At 49.1% G+C, this 19,850-nt stretch carries 16 protein-coding genes; 8 read left to right on the top strand and 8 right to left on the bottom strand.

Annotation, left to right across the window (positions count from 1 at the left end; translation table 11 throughout):
* The first annotated feature begins 137 nt into the window (after nucleotides 1-137).
* The 4 genes from ACTHUE_RS02090 (at nucleotide 138) to aroG (ending at nucleotide 5,614) form a co-directional block, all read left to right on the top strand.
* On the top strand, nucleotides 138-1,613 hold the full coding sequence (locus ACTHUE_RS02090; RefSeq protein ID WP_283120690.1) for a surface lipoprotein assembly modifier: 1,476 nt from the start codon (nucleotides 138-140) through the stop codon (nucleotides 1,611-1,613).
* Between the two features lie 289 nt (nucleotides 1,614-1,902).
* Nucleotides 1,903-3,399: a subtype B tannase gene (locus tag ACTHUE_RS02085; RefSeq protein ID WP_191620598.1), complete on the top strand. Its 1,497-nt coding sequence runs from the start codon at nucleotides 1,903-1,905 to the stop codon at nucleotides 3,397-3,399.
* A 215-nt stretch (nucleotides 3,400-3,614) separates the two neighbouring features.
* Nucleotides 3,615-4,292, top strand: coding sequence for a TIGR02117 family protein (locus ACTHUE_RS02080; protein ID WP_004520941.1), 678 nt, complete (start codon nucleotides 3,615-3,617; stop codon nucleotides 4,290-4,292).
* Nucleotides 4,293-4,570: 278 nt separating this feature from the next.
* Nucleotides 4,571-5,614, top strand: a complete 1,044-nt coding sequence (gene aroG, locus ACTHUE_RS02075; RefSeq protein WP_004520940.1) for a 3-deoxy-7-phosphoheptulonate synthase AroG — start codon at nucleotides 4,571-4,573, stop codon at nucleotides 5,612-5,614.
* A gap of 191 nt (nucleotides 5,615-5,805) precedes the next feature.
* On the opposite strand, the gene ACTHUE_RS02070 is transcribed toward aroG, so the two are convergent.
* Both ACTHUE_RS02070 and wrbA read right to left on the bottom strand, forming a co-directional pair.
* Complete coding sequence (locus ACTHUE_RS02070; RefSeq protein WP_440361214.1) at nucleotides 5,806-7,983, bottom strand: TonB-dependent siderophore receptor; 2,178 nt, start codon at nucleotides 7,981-7,983, stop codon at nucleotides 5,806-5,808.
* Nucleotides 7,984-8,194: 211 nt separating this feature from the next.
* Complete coding sequence (wrbA, locus tag ACTHUE_RS02065) at nucleotides 8,195-8,800, bottom strand: NAD(P)H:quinone oxidoreductase (protein WP_004520937.1); 606 nt, start codon at nucleotides 8,798-8,800, stop codon at nucleotides 8,195-8,197.
* A 99-nt stretch (nucleotides 8,801-8,899) separates the two neighbouring features.
* Between wrbA and ACTHUE_RS02060 the strand changes: the two genes are divergently transcribed.
* The 4 genes from ACTHUE_RS02060 to xth all read left to right on the top strand — a co-directional run bounded on the left by ACTHUE_RS02060 (nucleotide 8,900) and on the right by xth (nucleotide 13,614).
* A complete protein-coding gene (locus ACTHUE_RS02060; RefSeq protein WP_107867891.1) occupies nucleotides 8,900-10,102 on the top strand; it encodes a YihY family inner membrane protein in 1,203 nt (400 codons plus the stop codon).
* Between the two features lie 99 nt (nucleotides 10,103-10,201).
* The gene (locus ACTHUE_RS02055; RefSeq protein WP_107867892.1) at nucleotides 10,202-11,983 is read left to right on the top strand and encodes an extracellular solute-binding protein; all 1,782 of its coding nucleotides are present in this window, start codon (nucleotides 10,202-10,204) and stop codon (nucleotides 11,981-11,983) included.
* A gap of 414 nt (nucleotides 11,984-12,397) precedes the next feature.
* Nucleotides 12,398-12,676, top strand: coding sequence for an ArsR/SmtB family transcription factor (locus tag ACTHUE_RS02050; protein WP_070460616.1), 279 nt, complete (start codon nucleotides 12,398-12,400; stop codon nucleotides 12,674-12,676).
* A gap of 167 nt (nucleotides 12,677-12,843) precedes the next feature.
* Complete coding sequence (gene xth / locus ACTHUE_RS02045; protein WP_440361215.1) at nucleotides 12,844-13,614, top strand: exodeoxyribonuclease III; 771 nt, start codon at nucleotides 12,844-12,846, stop codon at nucleotides 13,612-13,614.
* Nucleotides 13,615-13,766: 152 nt separating this feature from the next.
* Here the strand turns inward: xth and ACTHUE_RS02040 are convergent, their stop codons facing one another.
* From ACTHUE_RS02040 to ACTHUE_RS02015, 6 genes are all read right to left on the bottom strand, one after another.
* The gene (locus tag ACTHUE_RS02040; RefSeq protein WP_070584557.1) at nucleotides 13,767-14,315 is read right to left on the bottom strand and encodes an SMI1/KNR4 family protein; all 549 of its coding nucleotides are present in this window, start codon (nucleotides 14,313-14,315) and stop codon (nucleotides 13,767-13,769) included.
* Between the two features lie 279 nt (nucleotides 14,316-14,594).
* On the bottom strand, nucleotides 14,595-15,779 hold the full coding sequence (locus ACTHUE_RS02035) for a hypothetical protein (RefSeq protein ID WP_070584556.1): 1,185 nt from the start codon (nucleotides 15,777-15,779) through the stop codon (nucleotides 14,595-14,597).
* The gene (locus tag ACTHUE_RS02030) at nucleotides 15,779-16,177 is read right to left on the bottom strand and encodes a hypothetical protein (RefSeq protein ID WP_070584554.1); all 399 of its coding nucleotides are present in this window, start codon (nucleotides 16,175-16,177) and stop codon (nucleotides 15,779-15,781) included. Before ACTHUE_RS02030 ends, ACTHUE_RS02035 begins: the two co-directional genes overlap by 1 nt.
* 37 nt (nucleotides 16,178-16,214) lie before the next feature.
* The gene (gene uvrB / locus ACTHUE_RS02025) at nucleotides 16,215-18,233 is read right to left on the bottom strand and encodes an excinuclease ABC subunit UvrB (protein WP_440360751.1); all 2,019 of its coding nucleotides are present in this window, start codon (nucleotides 18,231-18,233) and stop codon (nucleotides 16,215-16,217) included.
* 215 nt (nucleotides 18,234-18,448) lie between these two features.
* Entirely contained in the window at nucleotides 18,449-18,943 is a 495-nt protein-coding gene (locus ACTHUE_RS02020) for a type IV pilin protein (RefSeq protein ID WP_440361216.1), read from the bottom strand.
* A 178-nt stretch (nucleotides 18,944-19,121) separates the two neighbouring features.
* Entirely contained in the window at nucleotides 19,122-19,409 is a 288-nt protein-coding gene (locus tag ACTHUE_RS02015) for a ComEA family DNA-binding protein (protein ID WP_049323884.1), read from the bottom strand.
* Between the last annotated feature and the right edge of the window lie 441 nt (nucleotides 19,410-19,850).

Genomic DNA, 19,850 nt, shown 5'->3' with positions numbered 1-19,850 from the left:
GCCGTCTGAAATCCCATCGGTTTTCAGACGGCCTTTTGTCGTCTTTATCAGATAAAATGGCACTCGGTTTGCAAAATTTCCGACTCAAAACATTGTACAATCTGCCCACTTATACCGATAACATCCCCAACATTGCCATGAAAAAACGTCTGCTCCTCCTCGCCATCCTGCCCCTTTCCCTTTACGCCGCCGATGTGCCGCCCAACGTAAAACCCGAGCTTCAAGTCAACACTGCCGAACCCCAACAGCCCGAAGCGCACAATATCCCTGCCGAACAGACAAACAGGCCGTCTGAAAAAATCATCGACGTCGATGCCGACACCCTGCTTGCCAACACCGAATTACTGGCACGCGCCATGTATTCCGCCGTCGTCGCCCACAATATCCCCGGCATCAAAGCCGTTTTGCCCATTTACGAACAATGGCCCGAACACGACCGTGCCATGGCACGCTATGCCAAAGGTTTGCTTGCCCAATCCGAAGGGCGCGCCGCCGAAGCCGTCGGCCATTACCGCCGCTTTATCGCCGAGCAACCCGACGCTTCCGCCGTCCGCTGGCAGCTTGCGACCGCCTTGTTTGAAGACAAACAAAACGAAGCCGCGGCCGACCAGTTCAACAAACTGCAAACCGAATCCCTCCCGCCTGCCTTGCAAGAACGCCTCGAAACCTACCGCAAAGCCCTGCGCGAACGCGACTCATGGCAATTCAACGCCGGCTTGAACATCACGCGCGAACAAAACATCAACCAAGCCCCCAGCCAACGCCGTCTGGGCAACCACCTGAGCGACGAACAATGCCGCGCCGTGCGCCTTGTCTATCCCGACGACGACTGCTTCCGAGGTTGGACATTCCCCGAACCCATCGATGCCACCGCCATCCACTATCAAATCGGCGCAGAAAAAAAATGGTCGCTGCCACGCGGCTTCTATGCCACGGTAGGCGCAGACCATTACGGCAAAATCTACCCCAAACACACCAACTACAACGACCTCACCACACGCTTCTCAGCAGGCATCGGCTATGCCGACCAGCGCAACGACGTCGGCATGACCCCGTTCCACGAGCGCCGCTTCTACGGCAACGACCCCTACACCTACACCAGCGGCGCACGCCTCCACTACAACCATTGGTGGCAACCCAAGCTGCAAACCCTCAGCGCATTTGAAGCAGGCCGTCTGAAAAACAGCCGCCGCGAGCATTCCAACAATACCAGCCAACTGCTCAGCAACTCCATCGTGTACTACCGCAACGCACGCCAATACTGGGTAGCCGGTATCGACCTCTACCGCGAACGCAACCGCGACGACAAAGGCGACAGCTTCAACCGCTACGCCCTGCGCACCACATGGGGACAAGAATGGCCCAAAGGCCTCTCCACCGTCCTACGCCTCAGCGCCGCCCAACGCCGTTACCAAGCCCCCGGGGTTTTCAGCAACGAACAAAACCGCCGCGACAAAGAAGCCTCCGCCTCCCTGAGCGTATGGCACCGCGCCCTCCATTTCAAAGGCATCACCCCGCGCCTGACCATTGCCCACAACAAAACATGGAGCAACGACAAGTTCTACGAATACGGCAAAACCAAAATGTTTGTCGAATTGAGCAAAACGTTCTGACAAGTAGAATCAATCTGTAGATAAAGCAAAAATGCCTGTCCTGCATACTTATTTACAAGACAGATTCAAACTTTTACAGATACCGGATAAATAGATTTTTTAAGGTATAATTTCTTATTAAATTCATATTTATCAAATAGATGAAATTTAAGCCCATATTACTTTACAACGTAACGTACAACACTACATAACGCTACAAAAAAAGCAGGCCGTCTGAAACCCAACTTGGCGTTTCAGACGGCCTTAGTATTCATTATCATATCCGCTTACCTCTTCAGAAAGTATGATGATGAACGCCCTAAACAAAACCCTCTTATCCGTTTCTGTCGCGCTGGGATTGAGCGCCTGCGCTTCCGTCAAAACCGCAGATACCTACGACCTAGACTTCTCCAAACAAAAATACACCGAACAAAGCATCGAAGTGAACGGTCAGGCGGTTAAATTCCGCGCTTACGAAGGCGTGGTTTACGTCCGCAATCCTGTCGATACTCGTTACGAAATCATCAATATTTATGTACCCGAAGCCTATTACAACGGCGGCGAGATAGACGGTTTCAATGCCGAAACCGCACCGATTTTCCTGCCCAACCAAATCGGCGGCTATATGCCGGCTGAACCGGGCAAACCCGCTTTAGAAGGCAAACGCGGCGAGCCTGAAGACAGCCAAAAATCTCCTAACGCCGCCCTGGTTGCCCTCTCCAAAGGCTACGTCGTCGCCTCCCCTGGCGCACGCGGCCGAACAGAACCCACCGGCAAAGTACCTGCCGCTATTGTCGATTTGAAAGCCGCCGTCCGTTACCTGAAAGCCAACGACAAAGTCATGCCCGGCGATGCCGAAAAAATCATTTCCAACGGCACAAGCGCAGGCGGAGCGATGTCCGCCCTCTTAGGCGCAACAGCCGACCAAAAAGATTACGAAAACCACCTCAAAGCCTTAGGCGCGGCAGACGGCAGCGACAAAGTTTTCGCCGTATCCGCATACTGCCCGATTACCGATTTGGACCATGCCGATATGGCTTACGAATGGCAGTTCAACGGTATCAATGACTACAGAAAAATGAACATTTCCATGCTCGACTACCGCGTCAAACGCGAGCTGGTCGCAGGCACGCTGACCGATGACGAGAAAAAACTGTCCGACCTCCTCAAACCCCTATACCCCGCATACCTCAACAGCCTGAACCTGAAATCCCCCGAAGGCAAACCCCTGACACTGGACGCCCAAGGCAACGGCAGCTTTAAAAACCATATTGCCGGTTTACTTGCCAAATCCGCACAAGCCCAACTTGATGCAGGCAAAGACCTGAGCGACCGCACTTGGCTGACCATCCGCAAAGGCAAAGTTATCTCCGTCGATTTCGATGCTTACGCCAAAGCCGCCGGCCGCCAAAAAACACCGCCGGCCTTTGACGGCGTAGATTTAAGCACAGGCGAAAACCAACTCTTCGGCACCAATACCGTCGATAAACGCCACTTCACCGCGTTCTCCATGCAACACAACACCGCCTCCAACGCCGAAATCGCAGATGAAGAAACCATCAAAATCATGAACCCGCTCAACTACATCGGCAAACCGGGCGTGAACCTGCCGCAAAACTGGCGCATCCGCGTCGGCACCAACGACCGCGACACCTCACTGGCAGTCTCCGCCGTCTTAGCCGCCAAACTGCAAAACAACGGCCAAACCGTCGATTACGCCCTGCCTTGGGATGTCGGCCACGGCGGTGATTATGACTTAGACGACCTGTTTACCTGGATGAAGCAAGTCAGCAGCTCTACAAAATAATCGTTCGCAACATAGATTGAGATGAGATTTAGTATCCCGTTTTAATTAAAGAAAGGCCGTCTAAACTTTTTCAGACGGCCTTTCTTTTATTTAAATTAAACAACCATTTTTATCATTAATCGCAAGATACCTACCACCCACTCATTTCTAATGAAAAAAGTACAAATTTAATGGAAAATACACACCTTCAAACTTAATTGCCTTTAAAAAAACGAATGCGCTCCTTTCTCCACATCCTCAAGAAAATCGGCAAAATAGCGCTGATTATCCCTATTTTTGCCCTATTGTATTTTTTATCTGCTTGGATGATGGCTTCGTTGCCGCTTAATGAAGAGCAGCCTAAAGGGGAAATTACTTTATTTTTAGTCAGTAACGGTGTGCATACTGATGTAGTCATGCCGCTGAAGAATGATATTTTTGATTGGTCGGATGTCGTCAATCCAAAAGACACGCTCACTGCTGATCCTCAGATAACGCATATCGGTTTAGGCTGGGGGGAGCGCAATTTTTATTTATACACGCCTGAGTGGAAAGATTTGACTTTCTCCAATGCTTTAGGTGCATTAAGCGGGCTGAACCGTACGCTGATTCATGTTACTTATTATCCTTTTGAACCACGAGAAAATAGCCACGTCGTCAAATTTTTGGTCACGGCTGAGCAATACAGGAATTTAACAAAATCGCTCTTGGCCGGTTTTCAACAAGAAAATGGGCAACCCATCTTGCTAAAAGGAATCCATCATCAGTCTAACGATGCTTTTTACGAAGCCAAAGGACGCTATCATTTATTCAATACTTGTAACACTTGGTTGAATGACAAATTGGTTGAAAGCGGCCTTAAAGGTGTGTATTGGACTCCTTTCTCTTCGCCCTTGCTGGAACAATACCGATAGCCTTCACGCTTCTCAATTTTTGGTCTATGTAAGACTTCAGGCCGTCTGAACATTTTCAGACGGCCTGTATTTTGATAAAAACCCAAAGCCCTTTATTATATAAATGAAATTTTTTAATAGAATTAAATATTAATTTTTACAAATAAACTAATTTTAAATTCTATAAAATAATTAAAATAAAGAAATTTTAGAATAAAATTGCTAAAACAAAAAACTAAGCCTTGTTTAATTCTGCTAAAACCTGTAATCTGTATCAAAAATAAACAAGAGAGTCCATCATGTCCCAACACCACCCTACCGATGACATTAAGATCAAAGAAGTCAAAGAGTTACTCCCTCCAATCGCGCATTTGTATGAGCTGCCTGTTACGCCTCAGGTTGCCAATTTGGTTTATAAAACACGTCATGAGATTTCAGATTTAGTTCACGGCCGCGACAACCGTTTGCTGGTCATCATCGGCCCATGCTCGATTCACGATACTAAGGCGGCGGTAGAATATGCGCAAAAATTGCTGCCCTTGCGCAAAAAATATGAGAAAGAGCTACTGATTGTAATGCGCGTGTATTTTGAAAAACCGCGTACAACCGTTGGCTGGAAAGGTCTGATTAACGATCCGCACTTGGACGGTACGTTTGACATCAACTACGGCCTGCGCCAAGCACGTCAGTTGTTGCTGACTTTGAACGAAATGGGCATGCCTGCTTCGACTGAATTCTTGGACATGATTACGCCGCAATACTACGCCGACCTGATTTCTTGGGGCGCGATTGGGGCGCGTACGACTGAAAGCCAGGTACACCGCGAATTGGCCAGCGGCCTCTCCTGCCCTGTCGGTTTTAAAAACGGTACGGACGGCAATCTGAAAATCGCCATCGACGCCATCGGTGCCGCCAATCATCCGCACCACTTCCTGTCTGTAACCAAAGCCGGTCATTCCGCGATTGTCCACACCAGCGGCAATCCTGACTGCCATGCGATTTTGCGTGGCGGTAAAGAGCCTAATTACAGCGCGGAGCACGTTAAAGACGCGGTTGCGCAGCTTCAAAAAGCCGGCGTGAGCAGCAAACTGATGGTGGACTGCAGCCATGCCAACAGCCGTAAAGACTTCCGCAAACAAATGGATGTAGCGCGCGATGTTGCGGCGCAGCTGAAAGCCGGTGAAGAAAACATCATGGGCGTGATGGTGGAAAGCCACTTGGTTGAAGGACGTCAGGACAAGCCTGAAGTTTACGGTCAAAGTATTACGGATGCCTGCATCGGTTGGGATACGACTGAAGAATTGCTGGCCCTGCTTGCCGAAGCGAAAGGTCATAAAGCGTAAGTGCGACATCATTAAAAAGACCGGATATGTTCCGGTCTTTTTTGTGTCTGTCATTTTGATTTCTTTGCTCAAGATCCCGAGCAATTTTTAGTCAGGTTTGACATTAAAACAATATGTCCGAAAAAATTCAGGCCGTCTGAAAACCCCGATCACTCAGGTTTTCAGACGACCTCTCCTACTTTTCTTTTCAATTAAAACGTATGTTTAACCGTTGCAGTCACACTACGCGGCGTGCCGTAGACGTGAATATCCGGCATGGTGCGGTAGCGTTTGTTGAACACGTTTTCAAAGTCTAAACCGATGCGGGTGGATTTGCCGATTTTGTAATGTACGGTCAAGTCCAGCGTGGCGTATGGGCGTTGGGTCAATGCAGCGGCGGCAGCCGGATTGATGTCTGCGGGGTATTCGTCCAGCGTATGGCTGCGGCTTTGCCAGTTGACGTTGCCCCCCAGGTTCAAACGGTCGGTTACGTCATACGCGGTAAAGAGTTTGAACAAATGAACGGGATAAGACGGATGCAGTTGAACCCCTTCGCTGTCTTTGATTTTGGAACGTGCATAAGACGCATTCAGCAGCCATTTGTCACTCAGGCGGCCGCCGACAGAGAGCTCCACGCCTTTTGTCGTGGTGTTGTCGGCTGCGCGGTAGTATTCCTCGCCATTCGCAAATTTGCCTGCAACCACGCCCAAATGGTCGCGTTTGTTCATAAAGACGGAGGCGGAAGCATTCAGACGGCCTTCAAACCATGAGGCTTTCAAACCGGTCTCGTAGGTTTTGCCGCGCTGCGGTTTGAGCGCTGCGCCGTCTTTGGTCAGGTAACGCACTTGCGGACGGAAGATGGTGGTGTAAGACGCATAGGCGGTCAGATTGTCGCCGATGTCGTAGGTTACGCCCAAATAAGGAATGAAAACGTTTTGTTTGTGGCTGCTGTGTGCGAATTTGTTACGGCTGGTGCTGTAACGGTAACGCCAATCCACAAAACGGCCGCCGCCGATAAAGGCGAGCTTGTCGGTCAGTTTGAAACGGGTCGAGCCGTAAACCGACAGGTTTTTCATGCGTGAAAAACCATCGCGCAGATACGGCATATCGGGTTTGGCGATGTTGCCGTCAAATTTACGCAAATCGGGAATCATCGACTCGCCTTCTTCATAGAAAGACAGGTTTTCTTTGTTGTCCTGATAGCTGATGCCGACATTGAACTCGTGCGAGCGGCCCAGCGCTGGATAATGGCCGTCCAAGGCCAGCGCAAAATTCTGATCACGGTATTTGCTGCGGTCGCGGTCTGAAGTGAAAAGTGCAGAGTAATCGGGATTGATTTCAAATGTACCGGCAATGCCTGAAACGATGTCGTTTTTACCCGAAACATGGCTGTAATCGCCTGTCAGTTTCCAGCCGTTATCAAACTCATGGCTGAGGGAAGTGAATACTTCGGCACTGGTGTCTTTGCCGTATGCCCAGCGTGCGGAAGAATTGCTGCGTGGCGAAGACTCAAATGGTATGAATCCAGTACGGCGCGAACCTGCTGCGGTCAGGTAGCTGAAACGCGAGCTGCCGGTATTGCGGAAACGGTGTATTTCCGTACCGATGCGCCATTGGGTTTGCGGCGTGATATCGTAAGACAACGTACCGTAGAAAGTGTGATTGTGGCGCGAAGTGTTCGGCAGGTAATCGCCTCCGTGGTCGCTGACCAAAATAGCGCGGCCGCGCAAGGTATTGTCTGCATTCAAAGGCTGATTGGCATCAAGGACGAAGCGGTAGTGGTTCCACGAACCGACACCGGCTTCTACGCTGACGGCAGGCTTGGCAGTCGGTTTTTTGCGTTCCAACGCAACCGTACCGCCCGGCTCGCCCATACCGCCGTTGGACAAACCGCTTGCGCCGCGTACGACGACGACTTGTTCGTACAATGCGCTGTCCAGATTGTTGGTGCCGCGGCGGATGGCTTTACCGTCGTAAAGGAATTTGGGCGCGCCGTCCACGGAAATGCTGTCAATCGCCTGACTGCGCGAAATAAACTGGCTGTGGCCGGATACGTTGTTGCCCATTTTGCTGTGGAACACGCCCGGCGTTTGTTTCAACACGTCCTGTAAGGTATCCAAACCTTGGTCGTCCATTTGTTTTTCGGTAACGACAGACAAGGACTGCGGCGTTTCGCGCTGGGTCAGGCGGATGCCTGTTGCGGCAGAGGAAGCAGGAATAGTGTAGTTGGAAGTAGTCTGTTTTCCGACACCTTGGACGGTAACTGTCGGTAAATCGACACGTTCTTGCGGCTGGGTATTTTCTACTTCGGTTGCGAAAGAATACGCCGAACACAGCGCCAGACTGACGGCAAAGCTTAATTTGCCATAGGGAAATACAGGTAGTGACATAGCCTCTCCAATTAGCTGATGTTTCAATTTGGTGGCAGATTCTATCAAAAAGATGTAGTCCGATGAAACTATGTTCTAATCACTATTTTCTAAGTAGTTCGTTTAATTCAAAATATTTATTTTTAAGCTAGTCCTAATTAACTAAAAAGGCCGTCTGAAAACCCGCATCATCAGGTTTTCAGACGGCCTTAATCTTTTTATTACAAGGTAATCAGTCTGCCAATTTTCGTGCCAATTCTGCCAAACGTTTACCTTGTGCAAAGGCAATATCGTTTTCTTCGGCAGTCAATGCCGGCTTGCTGTCATGGCCGGAAACATGACTTGCGCCATAAGGCGTGCCGCCGCTTTGGGTATTGCTGAGCGCAGACTCGGTATATGGAATGCCGCTGATGACCATGCCGTGGTGCAACAGGGGCAGCATCATGGTCAGCAGGGTGCTTTCTTGGCCTCCGTGCAGAGAAGATGTGCTGGTGAATACGGTGGCAGGCTTGCCGACGAGTTCTGCGCCGAGCCAAAGGGGAATGGTGCCGTCAATAAAGTATTTCATTGCGGCGGCCATATTGCCGAAACGTGTTGGGCTGCCGAGCGCAAGGCCGGCGCAGTTTTTGAGGTCGTCGGCAGTCGCGTAGGGCGCGCCTTCGTCGGGAATGGCTTTTTCAACGGCTTCGCAAACGGTGGAAACTTTGGGAACGGTACGCAACACGGCTTCGCAACCGTCCACGCTTTCGATACCGCGTGCGATTTGGCGGGCAAGGTTGCGCGTGCTGCCATTTTGGGAATAAAAGAGAACGAGGATTTTCAGAGGATTTGGGTTCATTTGGGGTTTCCGTTACAATGCTATCAGGTTTCAGACGGCCTTTTAAATACTCGGGCCGTCTGAAAAGAAGAAATTTCAATTTAAAAGAGGGAAAAGGTTATGCCGTTTTCGCAATGGTGGCAAGGTTTTTTAAAGAGTAAAGGCGTGGCGTTCGCTTGGTTTGTCGTGCGCCGTTTTGATGAGGAGCGCGTGCCGCAGGTGGCGGCAAGCATGACGTTTACAACGCTTTTGGCTTTAGTACCCGTGTTGACGGTGATGGTCGTCATCGCTTCTGCCTTCCCTGTTTTCGACCAATGGTCGGGGGAATTTATCTCTTTTATCAACCGCACCATCGTTCCGCAGGGCGCGGACATGGTGTTTGACTACATCAATGCATTCCGCGATAAGGCTACCAATCTGACGGCGATCGGCAGTGTGATGTTGGTCGTAACCTCGCTGATGTTGATTCGGACGATAGACAATGCGTTCAACCGGATTTGGCGCGTCAATTCGCAACGGCCTTGGATGATGCAGTTTTTGGTGTATTGGGCGTTGCTGACGTTTGGGCCTTTGTCTTTGGGCGTGGGCTTGTCGGTCGTGATCGGTCAGGTGCAAGTAGTGGGCGGTTCGGAATGGCTGAGGGTCATCACTACGGTTTCATTTATTACGCTGCTGCTGTGGGGTTTATACCGCTTTGTGCCCAACCGTTTCGTGCCTGCCAGCCATGCTTTGGTCGGCGCGGCCGTAACGGCGTTTTGCTTGGAAACGGCACGCTTTTTGTTCGCTTGGTATATGGGCAACTTTGACGGCTACAAATCGATTTACGGCGCATTTGCCGCGGTACCGTTTTTCCTGTTGTGGCTCAACCTGTTATGGACGCTGGTATTGGGTGGCGCGGTTTTGACCTCGTCCCTGTCCTACTGGCGCGGCGAAGCGTTCCGCCGCAGTCTGGATGCGCGCGGCCGCTTTGACGATGTATTGAAAATCCTGCTGCTGCTCGATTCTGCCCAACAAAGCGGCAAGGCATTGCCGGTGCAGGAGTTCAGACGGCATATCAATATGGGCTTTGACGAATTGGGCGAGCTTTTAGAAAAGCTGGCGCGACACGGTTATGTCTATTCCGGCCGTCAGGGCTGGGTCTTGAAAATGGGGGCGGAGTCCATCGACTTGGCGGAGCTGTTCAAACTCTTTGTCTACCGTCCGCAAACGCTTAATAAAGACAAGGTCAATCAAACGGTTGACCACATTATGCAACCCTGCTTGGAAACCTTGAACATGACGCTGGCCGAGTTCAGTGCCCATACGAAAAAACAATCCTCTTAAACCTGACGCCGTCTGAAAGCAAAAATATCAAGTTTCAGACGGCCTTTGCTATAATCAGCACACTACTGAATACTACATTCAACCTACAAGGAAAAATAGATGAAAACACCAGCCCTACTCTCGCTGCTCGGTCTGATTCCATCTGCCGCTTTTGCCGCCCACGGCGTAAGCCTTGGCCAACCACCGAAATATCCGGCCAACTTCACCGCTTTCGAATACGTCAATCCCAACGCCCCGAAAGGTGGCACGTTTACCACGCCTTTCCTCGGTGCTTTTGACACGCTCAATCCCTTTACCCTCAAAGGCAACCACGAATACGGCATCAGCATGCTGACGCTCGACACTCTGACCGAGCAAAGCATGGACGAACCTTACGCCGTTTACGGCCTGATTGCCGAAGACATCGCCCTGGCGCCGGACGGCCTTTCCGTTACCTTCAAAATCAACCCCAAAGCCAAATTCCACAACGGCGATCCCGTTTTGGCCAAAGACGTTGCCGCTTCATTTAACATCCTGACCAAAGACAAAGCCGCCGCCCCCATGTACCACTTCTACTGGAGCGACGTAGCCAAGGTGGAAACGCCCAGCGATCGCACCGTCGTGTTCCGCTTCAAGCAGCGCAACTCAGAATTGCACATGATTCTCGGCAGCCTGCCCGTCTTCTCGCATAAAAGTTATCCCAAAGGCCTGGCAGCCGCTCCCAACAGCCTGCCGATCGGCTCCGGCCCCTACCGTTTTGCCAAAGCCGAAAACGGCCGCATCAGCGAGTTTGTCCGCGACAAAAACTACTGGGCGCAAAATCTGCCCGTGCGCAAAGGCCGCTACAACTACGACCACATCCGCATCAAATACGTCAAAGACGAAGTTGTCCGCATCGAAGGGCTGAAAGGCGGCCAATATGACTTCGTACAAGAAAACGTCGCCCGCAACTGGGCGCGCGCCTACTCCGACGAAGTCCTCAAAAAACGCAATCTGTCCAAACACGAATGGATACAAAACAGCACGGCCGGCATGCAAGGCTTCGTCATCAATATGCGCCACAAGCCCTTGGACAATATTTACGTCCGCCGCGCCTTGATTGAAAGCTTCGACTACGAAAGCGTCAACCGCCGCATCTTCTACGGCGCATACCGCCGCACCGACAGCTTCTTCACCAACAGCACCATGGCCGCAACCGGCAAGCCGGACAGCGCGGAAACCGCATTGCTCAAATCATTGGGCACCAAGCTGCCCGACGGCGTATTGGATCAAGACGTCCCTATGCCGCCGGTTACCGACCCCAAACTGGGCGTGCGCCCGAACCTGCTCAAAGCACGCGCCCTGCTTGAAAAAGGCGGCTATCAATACAAAAACGGCAAAGCAGTCGACAAACAAGGCAAACCGCTGACCTTTGAATTCCTCGCACCAAGCAAAAACTACGAACGCATTACCTCCAAATGGCAGAGCGACCTCGCCAAAATCGGCATTACCATGAACGTGCGCACCGCCGATTCCGCCGTGTACCAAAAACGCATGAACGACTTCGATTTTGACGTGACCACAGGCTACTACGGCAACAGCGAAAGCCCCGGCAACGAGCAATACGACTACTTCAGCTGCGCCGCCGCCAAAACCGAAGGCAGCCGCAATCTATCCGGTGTCTGTCATCCTGCGGTTGAAAAACTGTTGACCCATTTCAACAGCTTTACCAACCGCCAAGAGCTGCAAACCACCTCGCGCGCGCTCGACCGACTGATCCGCCACCAATACACCATCGTTCCAAACTGGTTCGCAGACCGCTACCGCGTCGTGTACCGTAACGATGTGGGCATTCCGTCCAAGCTGCCGAAATACTACGACCCCATCACCTTCGCCATGACCGCAGGCTGGAAGAAAAAGTAGTCGCATTTCGACAACACATCCAAGCATCTGACAAGCCTTTGGCGTGTAGTCCTAAGCATAGAATCATAAAACCTAGTTGTTTGTTTAAAAACAATCAATCGGCTGATTCAAAACAAACATAAAAGAAAAAACAACTTAAAGCCAAATCAAAGGCCGTCTGAAACATCCGTCAGCAAAATCATCTGCAACGGAACATTTCAGACGGCCTTTTCGTCTCTTTTCAATCCATTTTTGCAACCGAAGCAAAATATCGAAAATGAACAAAAAATTGCAAAACAATGCCCTCAAATTTTACAAAACCGTGTACACTGCAAGGTAAGAGTTTGAATTATAAGGTTAATCTTAATAAAAACTACAATCATCCAAATTTAACCCAAATCAAGCATTCATATAACAGACAAAAGGAACAATAATATGGAAATCAAGCGTCTCTCTACCATTCTCAAACTGATTGCCAACCCCGAACGCATGGCCATCCTTTTTCTGCTGCTTAACGGCGACCGCAGCATTACCGAACTGGCACAAGCGCTCGACTCCTCCCCGACCGGCATCGCCAACCATCTCGCACGCCTGCGCACCGAAGGCATCATCGATTTCACACGCTACCACCGCATCATCGAATACCGCATCATCTCCGAAGAAGCCACCACCATCCTCAATACCCTGCGCACACTCAAAGACCAAGCCGAATAAACAAATTATTCCACATCACAACATCAAGGCCGTCTGAAACATCAGCTTTCAGACGGCCTGCCACTTTCAGCCCATATCGAAAAATAAACCAATCCACTATACAATACCGCCCATGTCCACAGGCGCAATCCGCCGCCTTCCCACCCAATAGCACACACGGAAACATCATGAAAATCGCCACTTGGAACGTCAATTCCCTCAACGTCCGCCTGCCCCAAGTACAAAACTGGCTGGCCGACCACCAAGCCGACATACTCGCCTTACAAGAACTCAAACTCGACCAAGACAAATTCCCGGCTGCCGCCCTGCAAATGATGGGCTGGCATTGCGTCTGGAGCGGCCAAAAAACCTACAACGGCGTCGCCATCATCAGCCGCCACGAGCCGCAAGACGTACATTGCGGCCTGCCCGCCCTCCCCGACGACCCGCAACGCCGCGTCATCGCCGCCACCATCAACGGCGTGCGCATCATCAACGTCTATTGCGTCAACGGCGAAGCCCTGGACAGCCCAAAATTCCAATACAAAGAACAATGGTTTGCCGCATTGACTGAGTTCGTCCGCGCCGAAATGGCCGCACACCCCAAACTCGTCCTGCTCGGCGACTTCAACATCGCCCCTGCCGATGCCGACTGCTACGACCCCGAAAAATGGCACGAAAAAATCCATTGCTCCTCCATCGAAAGACAATGGTTTAAAAACCTGCTCGACCTCGGCCTGACCGATAGCCTGCGCAAAATCCACCCCGAAGGCACGTTCTACACATGGTTCGACTACCGCGGCGCCATGTTCCAACGCAAACTCGGCCTGCGCATCGACCACATCCTCAGCAGCCCCGAACTCGCCGCCACCCTTACCGACGTCACCGTCGACCTAGAAACCCGCGCCCAAGAACGCCCCAGCGACCACGCGCCAGTGATTGCCGAGTTTGACTGTTAGGTTTTGAGTGAATAAACAATAAGGCCGTCTGAAAACTTTAAATGGTTTTCAGACGGCCTTATTGTTTGGCGTAGCCACTCAAGCATGGTTAGCAGAAATACATGGCTAATGAGTACCCACTTTACCTCACTGTGTTTTACTTATGCCACCATTTAAAGCGTATCTTCTCCCTCACTTTCCACGCAACGGATGATCCAATCTTCAAACTGTCGCCATTGGGCCTCTTCGGCATAGGTGGCGGGATTGGCAGCATCGTGGATAAAAATATCGAAGTTGGGTTCGGCACGGGACAAATCGAAGCCGAACCAATCTCCCATGCTGTCATGCGCGCCGATGATAAAGATTTCGCCTATGTCGGGGTGTTCGTCGGGCGGTAGGTCGTCGAGTTCTTCGCGTAATAGTTGTTGGTAATAGAGATTTTGTTCTTGCAGTTGGGCGAGGTTGTAGATTTCTATTTTGGGCGTTTGCGATACGGTTTGATCGATCACGCTGGTGTACCATGAATAGAAAAAATCTCCCGTGCCGCATTGCTGTAAAAATAAATAATAGCTTTCAGGTAGCCTATTTTGCGTATATTCGCGTATCGCCTGCAATTCATCGGTTGAAAGGGGATGTACATTGAAATTCAGATGGTTAGCTTGAGATGCTTGGCTGCTTGTCAGCCAGTATTGAAGTTGTTGCAGGGCTTGCGGATAGGTCATGATGGGAGGGGTCTTTTTAAAATGGATTTTGTTGGGTGTTGAACCAACAGGAAGAAACCAGTCTTTAAGCGATTATATTTGTTGTTTGGAATGAAACAAAGGTCGTCTGAAAACGTTAAATCGGTTTTCAGACGACCTTTTTATTATGTGCCACTTGAGCAAAATGTAGGTTGGGTTGCAAATCCAACATTTTGCGAAATTGAACAGTTTTGTTGGGTCTTGACCCAACCTACGCTTGCTACGCTTGCTATCTACACAGGCTACGGCTTGCTTGTTTTGTTATTCAAGGTTAACACCGATTATTGATACATGATCATTTTGAACTATATGCAACTGATTTCTATAATTTTTTGATTTTGGAAAAGTTCTCCAATTAGTTACACAATTAAGAGAAAAAGGTTTATTAATTTTATTTCCACTATACAAATTAGGAATAAAAAATAATTTATCTAGAGTTTCAATAACAATCCCAAAATCAGTCTTTTGAGTTTCTAAAATTAAATCTCTATGTAAATTAGAAAAGTCCGTCATTTCAAATTCCGCTTGTATATTAGATTGCTCTTCAACAAAGTTATCTAAGTTTAATTGATGGAAATTAAGATCTATATCAAGAAAAACAATTTTTTTATTTCCATTTTCTTCTACAATCCAACTATTTATAACATCATCTTTTTTTATCATTTTTTCAGGATGCTTTTCTTGTATTACTTTTCTTTTATTTTCTTTGTTTAGTTTTTCAAATAGAATTTTTCCACTTTCATCAGAAATAATTTCATCTTTATTTATAGTATTAAATTTAAAAAATTCTTGTTTCAATTTATTCTTAATAACAGCAATACCAATTTCACTATCCCAATCACAGTTTATCCAAATATCATCACTAAGTTGGTATATATCTGTTGATAATTCAAATAATCCTCCTTTCTCATCCTTGCTTTTCATATTAATTTGCAATGCACCATCTTTACCGCAGGTAGCAATTAATCTGGAATAATTTCCAACAGTTATATCAAAAACTTTTTGCTCAGTAAGCTTATTTTTTTGCTGAGGAAAAAATTCAAATTTAGGTTCCCCTTTTCGTAATTCTTGCCGATTTGTAGCAAAATTATCTATTCCCTCATGACTAGATATAAAAAGAGTATTCTTATAAATATCAATATCAGTTACCCAGTAATCAAAATCTATTACACAATGTTTATTACTTTCTTTCTGTGAAATTTTATCCATTTTCTCCTTATTAATAATGTAGTTAAAAGATTCTTCTTTAATTAAAGAAACATCGTATTTTTCCCCTGAAAAATAATTATAAATTAGTTGTTTTTTTTCTTGACTTTTTTCTTCAATGCAATTTATAACATCTTTCCAAGGAAATGATGTTAATCTCATCTCTGAATCCAGTAAGAAAAATGATCCCGAATAAATAAATGAATCAATATAATTTCCTTCTATTTTTAACTCAATCATCACAACTTTCCTTTCATCCATTTATTAAATTTATCTTTAAACTCCGTGGTAGAAAAATATTTTCCTACTTCAAGTTTTATACTTTTTGGCACTTCATCATTTTGATTATATTGGGAAATAGGGAATCCGTGCCAAATATGTTGTGCATCTTTAGTAAATCTTGCAAAATATAATTTATCATATGGGCTACCCGCATTTTTGTTTTCTTGGCTTTCCACTCCAATAGCTTGGAAATTTTCTGAACAAGACCATAATACATCGTTCTCTTTACTGCACCAATTATTACAAAATCCAAATGTAAAAATTTTTAATTCATCAATTTCACAAATTTTCCATTGACTTTTTCTATGTGAATTATCTCTATGATCGGATTTAACTTGATATCCATAAAATAACATATCTATTTACCTTATTTATTGCGCTGTATATATTTATTTAAAACAGCAAACTTTCCTTAATATTCCGTATTCTATCACGAAGTACAGCAGCCTCTTCAAACTGCAAATCCCTAGCCGCCTGCTGCATGGCTTTTTCCAGTTTGGCGATTTCTTTAATTGCGTCTTCTTCATTGTGAATCTCGCCAACTTTAACCTTGTTTTTGCCTTTCAGACGACCTTTGCCGCTGTCTTCTTCGTGGTACACGCCGTCGATGATGTCTTTGACCTGTTTTTTAATCTGCTGCGGCACGATGCCGTGTTCTTCGTTGAATTTAATTTGTTTTTCGCGGCGGCGTTCGGTTTCGTCGATGGCGGCTTTCATGGAGTCGGTGATTTTGTCGGCGTACAGGATGGCGACGCCGTTCACGTTGCGCGCGGCGCGGCCTATAGTTTGAATCAGGCTGCGGTGGGAGCGCAGGAAGCCTTCTTTGTCGGCGTCGAGGATGGCGACGAGGGAGACTTCGGGAATGTCCAAGCCTTCGCGCAAGAGGTTGATGCCGACGAGTACGTCAAACAGTCCGAGCCGCAAATCTCTAATGATTTCAACGCGCTCGACGGTGTCGATGTCGCTGTGCAGGTAGCGCACTTTGATGCCGAGTTCGCTGTAATAGTCGGTGAGTTGCTCCGCCATGCGTTTGGTGAGGGTGGTAACGAGCACGCGCTCGCCTTTTTGGATGCGGTCGTTGATTTCACTCATTAAATCGTCGACTTGGGTGGCGACGGGGCGGATGATGATTTGGGGGTCGACCAGCCCTGTGGGGCGGACAACTTGTTCGACCACCTGTCCGGCATGTTCTTCTTCGTATTTGGCGGGAGTGGCGGAAACGAAGACGGTTTGCGGCATGACTTTTTCAAATTCGTGGAATTTGAGCGGGCGGTTGTCGCGAGCGGAAGGCAGGCGGAAGCCGTAGTCCACGAGATTTTGTTTGCGCGATGCGTCGCCTTTGTACATGCCGCCGATTTGGGTAACGGTAACGTGGCTTTCGTCGATGAACATGATGGCGTTGTCGGGCAGATAGTCCATCAGCGTGGGCGGCGGTTCACCTTCTTTTTTGCCGGAGAAGTGGCGGGAGTAGTTTTCGATGCCTTTGCAGAAGCCCATTTCGTAGAGCATTTCGAGGTCGAAGCGGGTGCGCTGCTCGATGCGTTGTTGCTCGACGGGGCGTTGTTCGCGGGCGAAAAATTCGATGCGTTCGCGCAGTTCTTCTTTGATGGACTCGCAGGCGCGCAAGACGGTGTCGCGCGGGGTAACGTAGTGGCTGGACGGGAAGACGGTGTAGCGGCCGACTCGTTGGATAAGGCTGCCTGAAAGCGGGTCGAACATATCGAGGCGGTCGATTTCGTCGTCGAACAGGCTGATGCGCAAGGCGTTTTCGGAGCTTTCGGCGGGGTACACGTCAATCACGTCGCCGCGTACGCGGAAGCTGCCGCGTTTGAAGTCCAAATCGCCGCGTTCGTATTGCATGGAAACGAGCGTGGCGATGATGTCGCGCTGCTCGATGGTGTCGCCTTCTTTGACGGACAACACCATTTGTTGATATTCGGTCGGATCGCCGATACCGTAAATGGCAGACACGGTGGCGACGATAATCACATCGTCGCGCGTCATTAGATTTTTGGTGGCGGAAAGGCGCATTTGCTCGATGTGTTCATTGATCGCGCTGTCTTTTTCGATGAACAAATCGCGGCTGGGTACATAGGCTTCGGGTTGGTAATAGTCGTAGTAGGAGACGAAATATTCCACCGCGTTTTCGGGGAAAAACTCGCGCATTTCGGCGTAGAGCTGGGCGGCAAGGGTCTTGTTGTGCGCCATGATGATGGCGGGGCGGCCGCTTTGGGCGATGACGTTCGCCATTGTATAGGTTTTGCCCGAACCGGTTACACCGAGCAGGGTTTGATAGGCAAGGCCGTCTGAAAGCCCTTCGAGCAGGCCGGCAATGGCGGTGGGCTGGTCACCGGCAGGAGGAAACGGCTGATGGAGTTTAAACGGAGAATTGGGATATTGGATGACTTCCATAAGACGGCCTGTTTTATGTTCAGGTAAAGAGAGAATTATAACAAAGGGCCGTCTGAAAATTGATAGTGTGCCAATCTGATAAGACTAAATATTTCATCTCCTTCCTTAACTAACTGAGGTTGGTTGTGTTAGCTGGAACAATTAAACTACCCTCTCCCAGGACGTGTACCCCACGTCCTTTTTCTTTATTCGCTTCCTCCCTTTAGATCAGGTTTCTACCCCGTAAAAGGCCGACACTCCGCATCATTGCCCCTAAATATCTCCTCACCGTCCGTACAGCTGCCCTTCCCCTTCATCTTCCCGCACACCACCGCCGTCAGCGACTCGTTCAAGCGCAGCACCCTCGGCTCCGCCTCCCTGTCCAGCGCCACCGCCTTCAAGGTAAACTTACCCTCCAGGATACCTTTAGCCTGACCGCTCATCCTGATACAGAAACCTCCCGCCTCCTTCACCGGCAATTCCGGCCACTTCGTCGACGTCAGCTTAAAGCTGCCCTTTTTCGCATAGAACTGCTCCATAAAGCGCGCATTTTCCAGCAGCGCGGCATGCGCCGCACGCAGGTTGGCCGAACGGACCGATTCCCGATAGGCTGTAAAGGCCGCCGCCGCCAAGATCGAAACCAGCAGCATCACCACCAACAGCTGTACCAAAGAATACCCCCTCTGCACAGTTGCCCCATTCCGTTTTCCGTCAAATGCCTTTAAATACATATCCTTATTCCCTTTATCTGTTATATCTCTATCCGACAGGAAACACCTTAGCCGTTATCCCTTTACCCAATGGAATCCTCCCATTGGTTCAAGCTTCATCCCCATCCCCAAACAAAGCCGCCCCGGGCCCAACCGGCAAACGGTTCGGCCGCAGGGCGGCATACAGACAGAGTCCGGCTTATTTTTTCACGGCAGGCTGGGCGGCCTTAGGCGCGGCAGAAGAAACCGTCGCCTCCGCCTTCAACTTGTTCAGCACCGCATCACCGATGCCCTTCACGTTTTTCAGCTCCTCCACCGATTTGAACGCACCGTTCTTCTGACGGTATTCCACAATCGCCTTCGCCTTAGCCGGACCGATACCCGGCAATGCCTCCAGTTCCGCAGAAGAGGCCGTATTGACGTTCACGGCGGCCAAAGAGAATGCCGTACACACGGCGGCAACTACACCAAATAAAAATTTCTTCATCAGGGTTTTCCTATAACGTGTCAGATTGAATCAACCGGGCCGTCTGCAGGACGGTTTTCCCTACCCCGCCGACACTGCACACGACAGTAGAACACGGCCCTATTCCATATAAATGCATACGACATATTAACGCAAATACCGTTCGATTTCAAACATTCCAAACGGTTAACCGTAACTTTCGGTACTTTTGTGCAAGAATAACAACAGGGTAAATATTTCCGATTCCAATACTAAGATGCACGAATACTCCATAAACACCGGCACATCACTATCCCAATGTTTGACCCCAACACCTGTTACCCCAATTCTGCCGCCAAACCGACAGAACCGACAGGCATGTAAAAAGCCCCCGACATCAGTCGGGGGCTTCGGAATGAGTGTTTGGCGGTGACCTACTTTCACATGGAAGAACCACACTATCATCGGCGCTGAGTCGTTTCA

It is taken from the genome of Neisseria sp. P0021.S005 (genome assembly GCF_051956955.1).
Note: the sequence above shows the minus strand (reverse complement) of the source record. Positions and strands in the feature narration are given on the sequence as shown.

Coding starts and splice junctions, on each gene's coding strand:
- ACTHUE_RS02090 (WP_283120690.1), top strand. CDS start 138: ATGAAAAAACGTCTGCTCCTCCTCGCCATCCTGCCCCTTTCCCTTTAC.
- ACTHUE_RS02085 (WP_191620598.1), top strand. CDS start 1,903: ATGAACGCCCTAAACAAAACCCTCTTATCCGTTTCTGTCGCGCTGGGA.
- ACTHUE_RS02080 (WP_004520941.1), top strand. CDS start 3,615: ATGCGCTCCTTTCTCCACATCCTCAAGAAAATCGGCAAAATAGCGCTG.
- aroG (WP_004520940.1), top strand. CDS start 4,571: ATGTCCCAACACCACCCTACCGATGACATTAAGATCAAAGAAGTCAAA.
- ACTHUE_RS02070 (WP_440361214.1), bottom strand. CDS start 7,983: ATGTCACTACCTGTATTTCCCTATGGCAAATTAAGCTTTGCCGTCAGT.
- wrbA (WP_004520937.1), bottom strand. CDS start 8,800: ATGAACCCAAATCCTCTGAAAATCCTCGTTCTCTTTTATTCCCAAAAT.
- ACTHUE_RS02060 (WP_107867891.1), top strand. CDS start 8,900: ATGCCGTTTTCGCAATGGTGGCAAGGTTTTTTAAAGAGTAAAGGCGTG.
- ACTHUE_RS02055 (WP_107867892.1), top strand. CDS start 10,202: ATGAAAACACCAGCCCTACTCTCGCTGCTCGGTCTGATTCCATCTGCC.
- ACTHUE_RS02050 (WP_070460616.1), top strand. CDS start 12,398: ATGGAAATCAAGCGTCTCTCTACCATTCTCAAACTGATTGCCAACCCC.
- xth (WP_440361215.1), top strand. CDS start 12,844: ATGAAAATCGCCACTTGGAACGTCAATTCCCTCAACGTCCGCCTGCCC.
- ACTHUE_RS02040 (WP_070584557.1), bottom strand. CDS start 14,315: ATGACCTATCCGCAAGCCCTGCAACAACTTCAATACTGGCTGACAAGC.
- ACTHUE_RS02035 (WP_070584556.1), bottom strand. CDS start 15,779: ATGATTGAGTTAAAAATAGAAGGAAATTATATTGATTCATTTATTTAT.
- ACTHUE_RS02030 (WP_070584554.1), bottom strand. CDS start 16,177: ATGTTATTTTATGGATATCAAGTTAAATCCGATCATAGAGATAATTCA.
- uvrB (WP_440360751.1), bottom strand. CDS start 18,233: ATGGAAGTCATCCAATATCCCAATTCTCCGTTTAAACTCCATCAGCCG.
- ACTHUE_RS02020 (WP_440361216.1), bottom strand. CDS start 18,943: ATGTATTTAAAGGCATTTGACGGAAAACGGAATGGGGCAACTGTGCAG.
- ACTHUE_RS02015 (WP_049323884.1), bottom strand. CDS start 19,409: ATGAAGAAATTTTTATTTGGTGTAGTTGCCGCCGTGTGTACGGCATTC.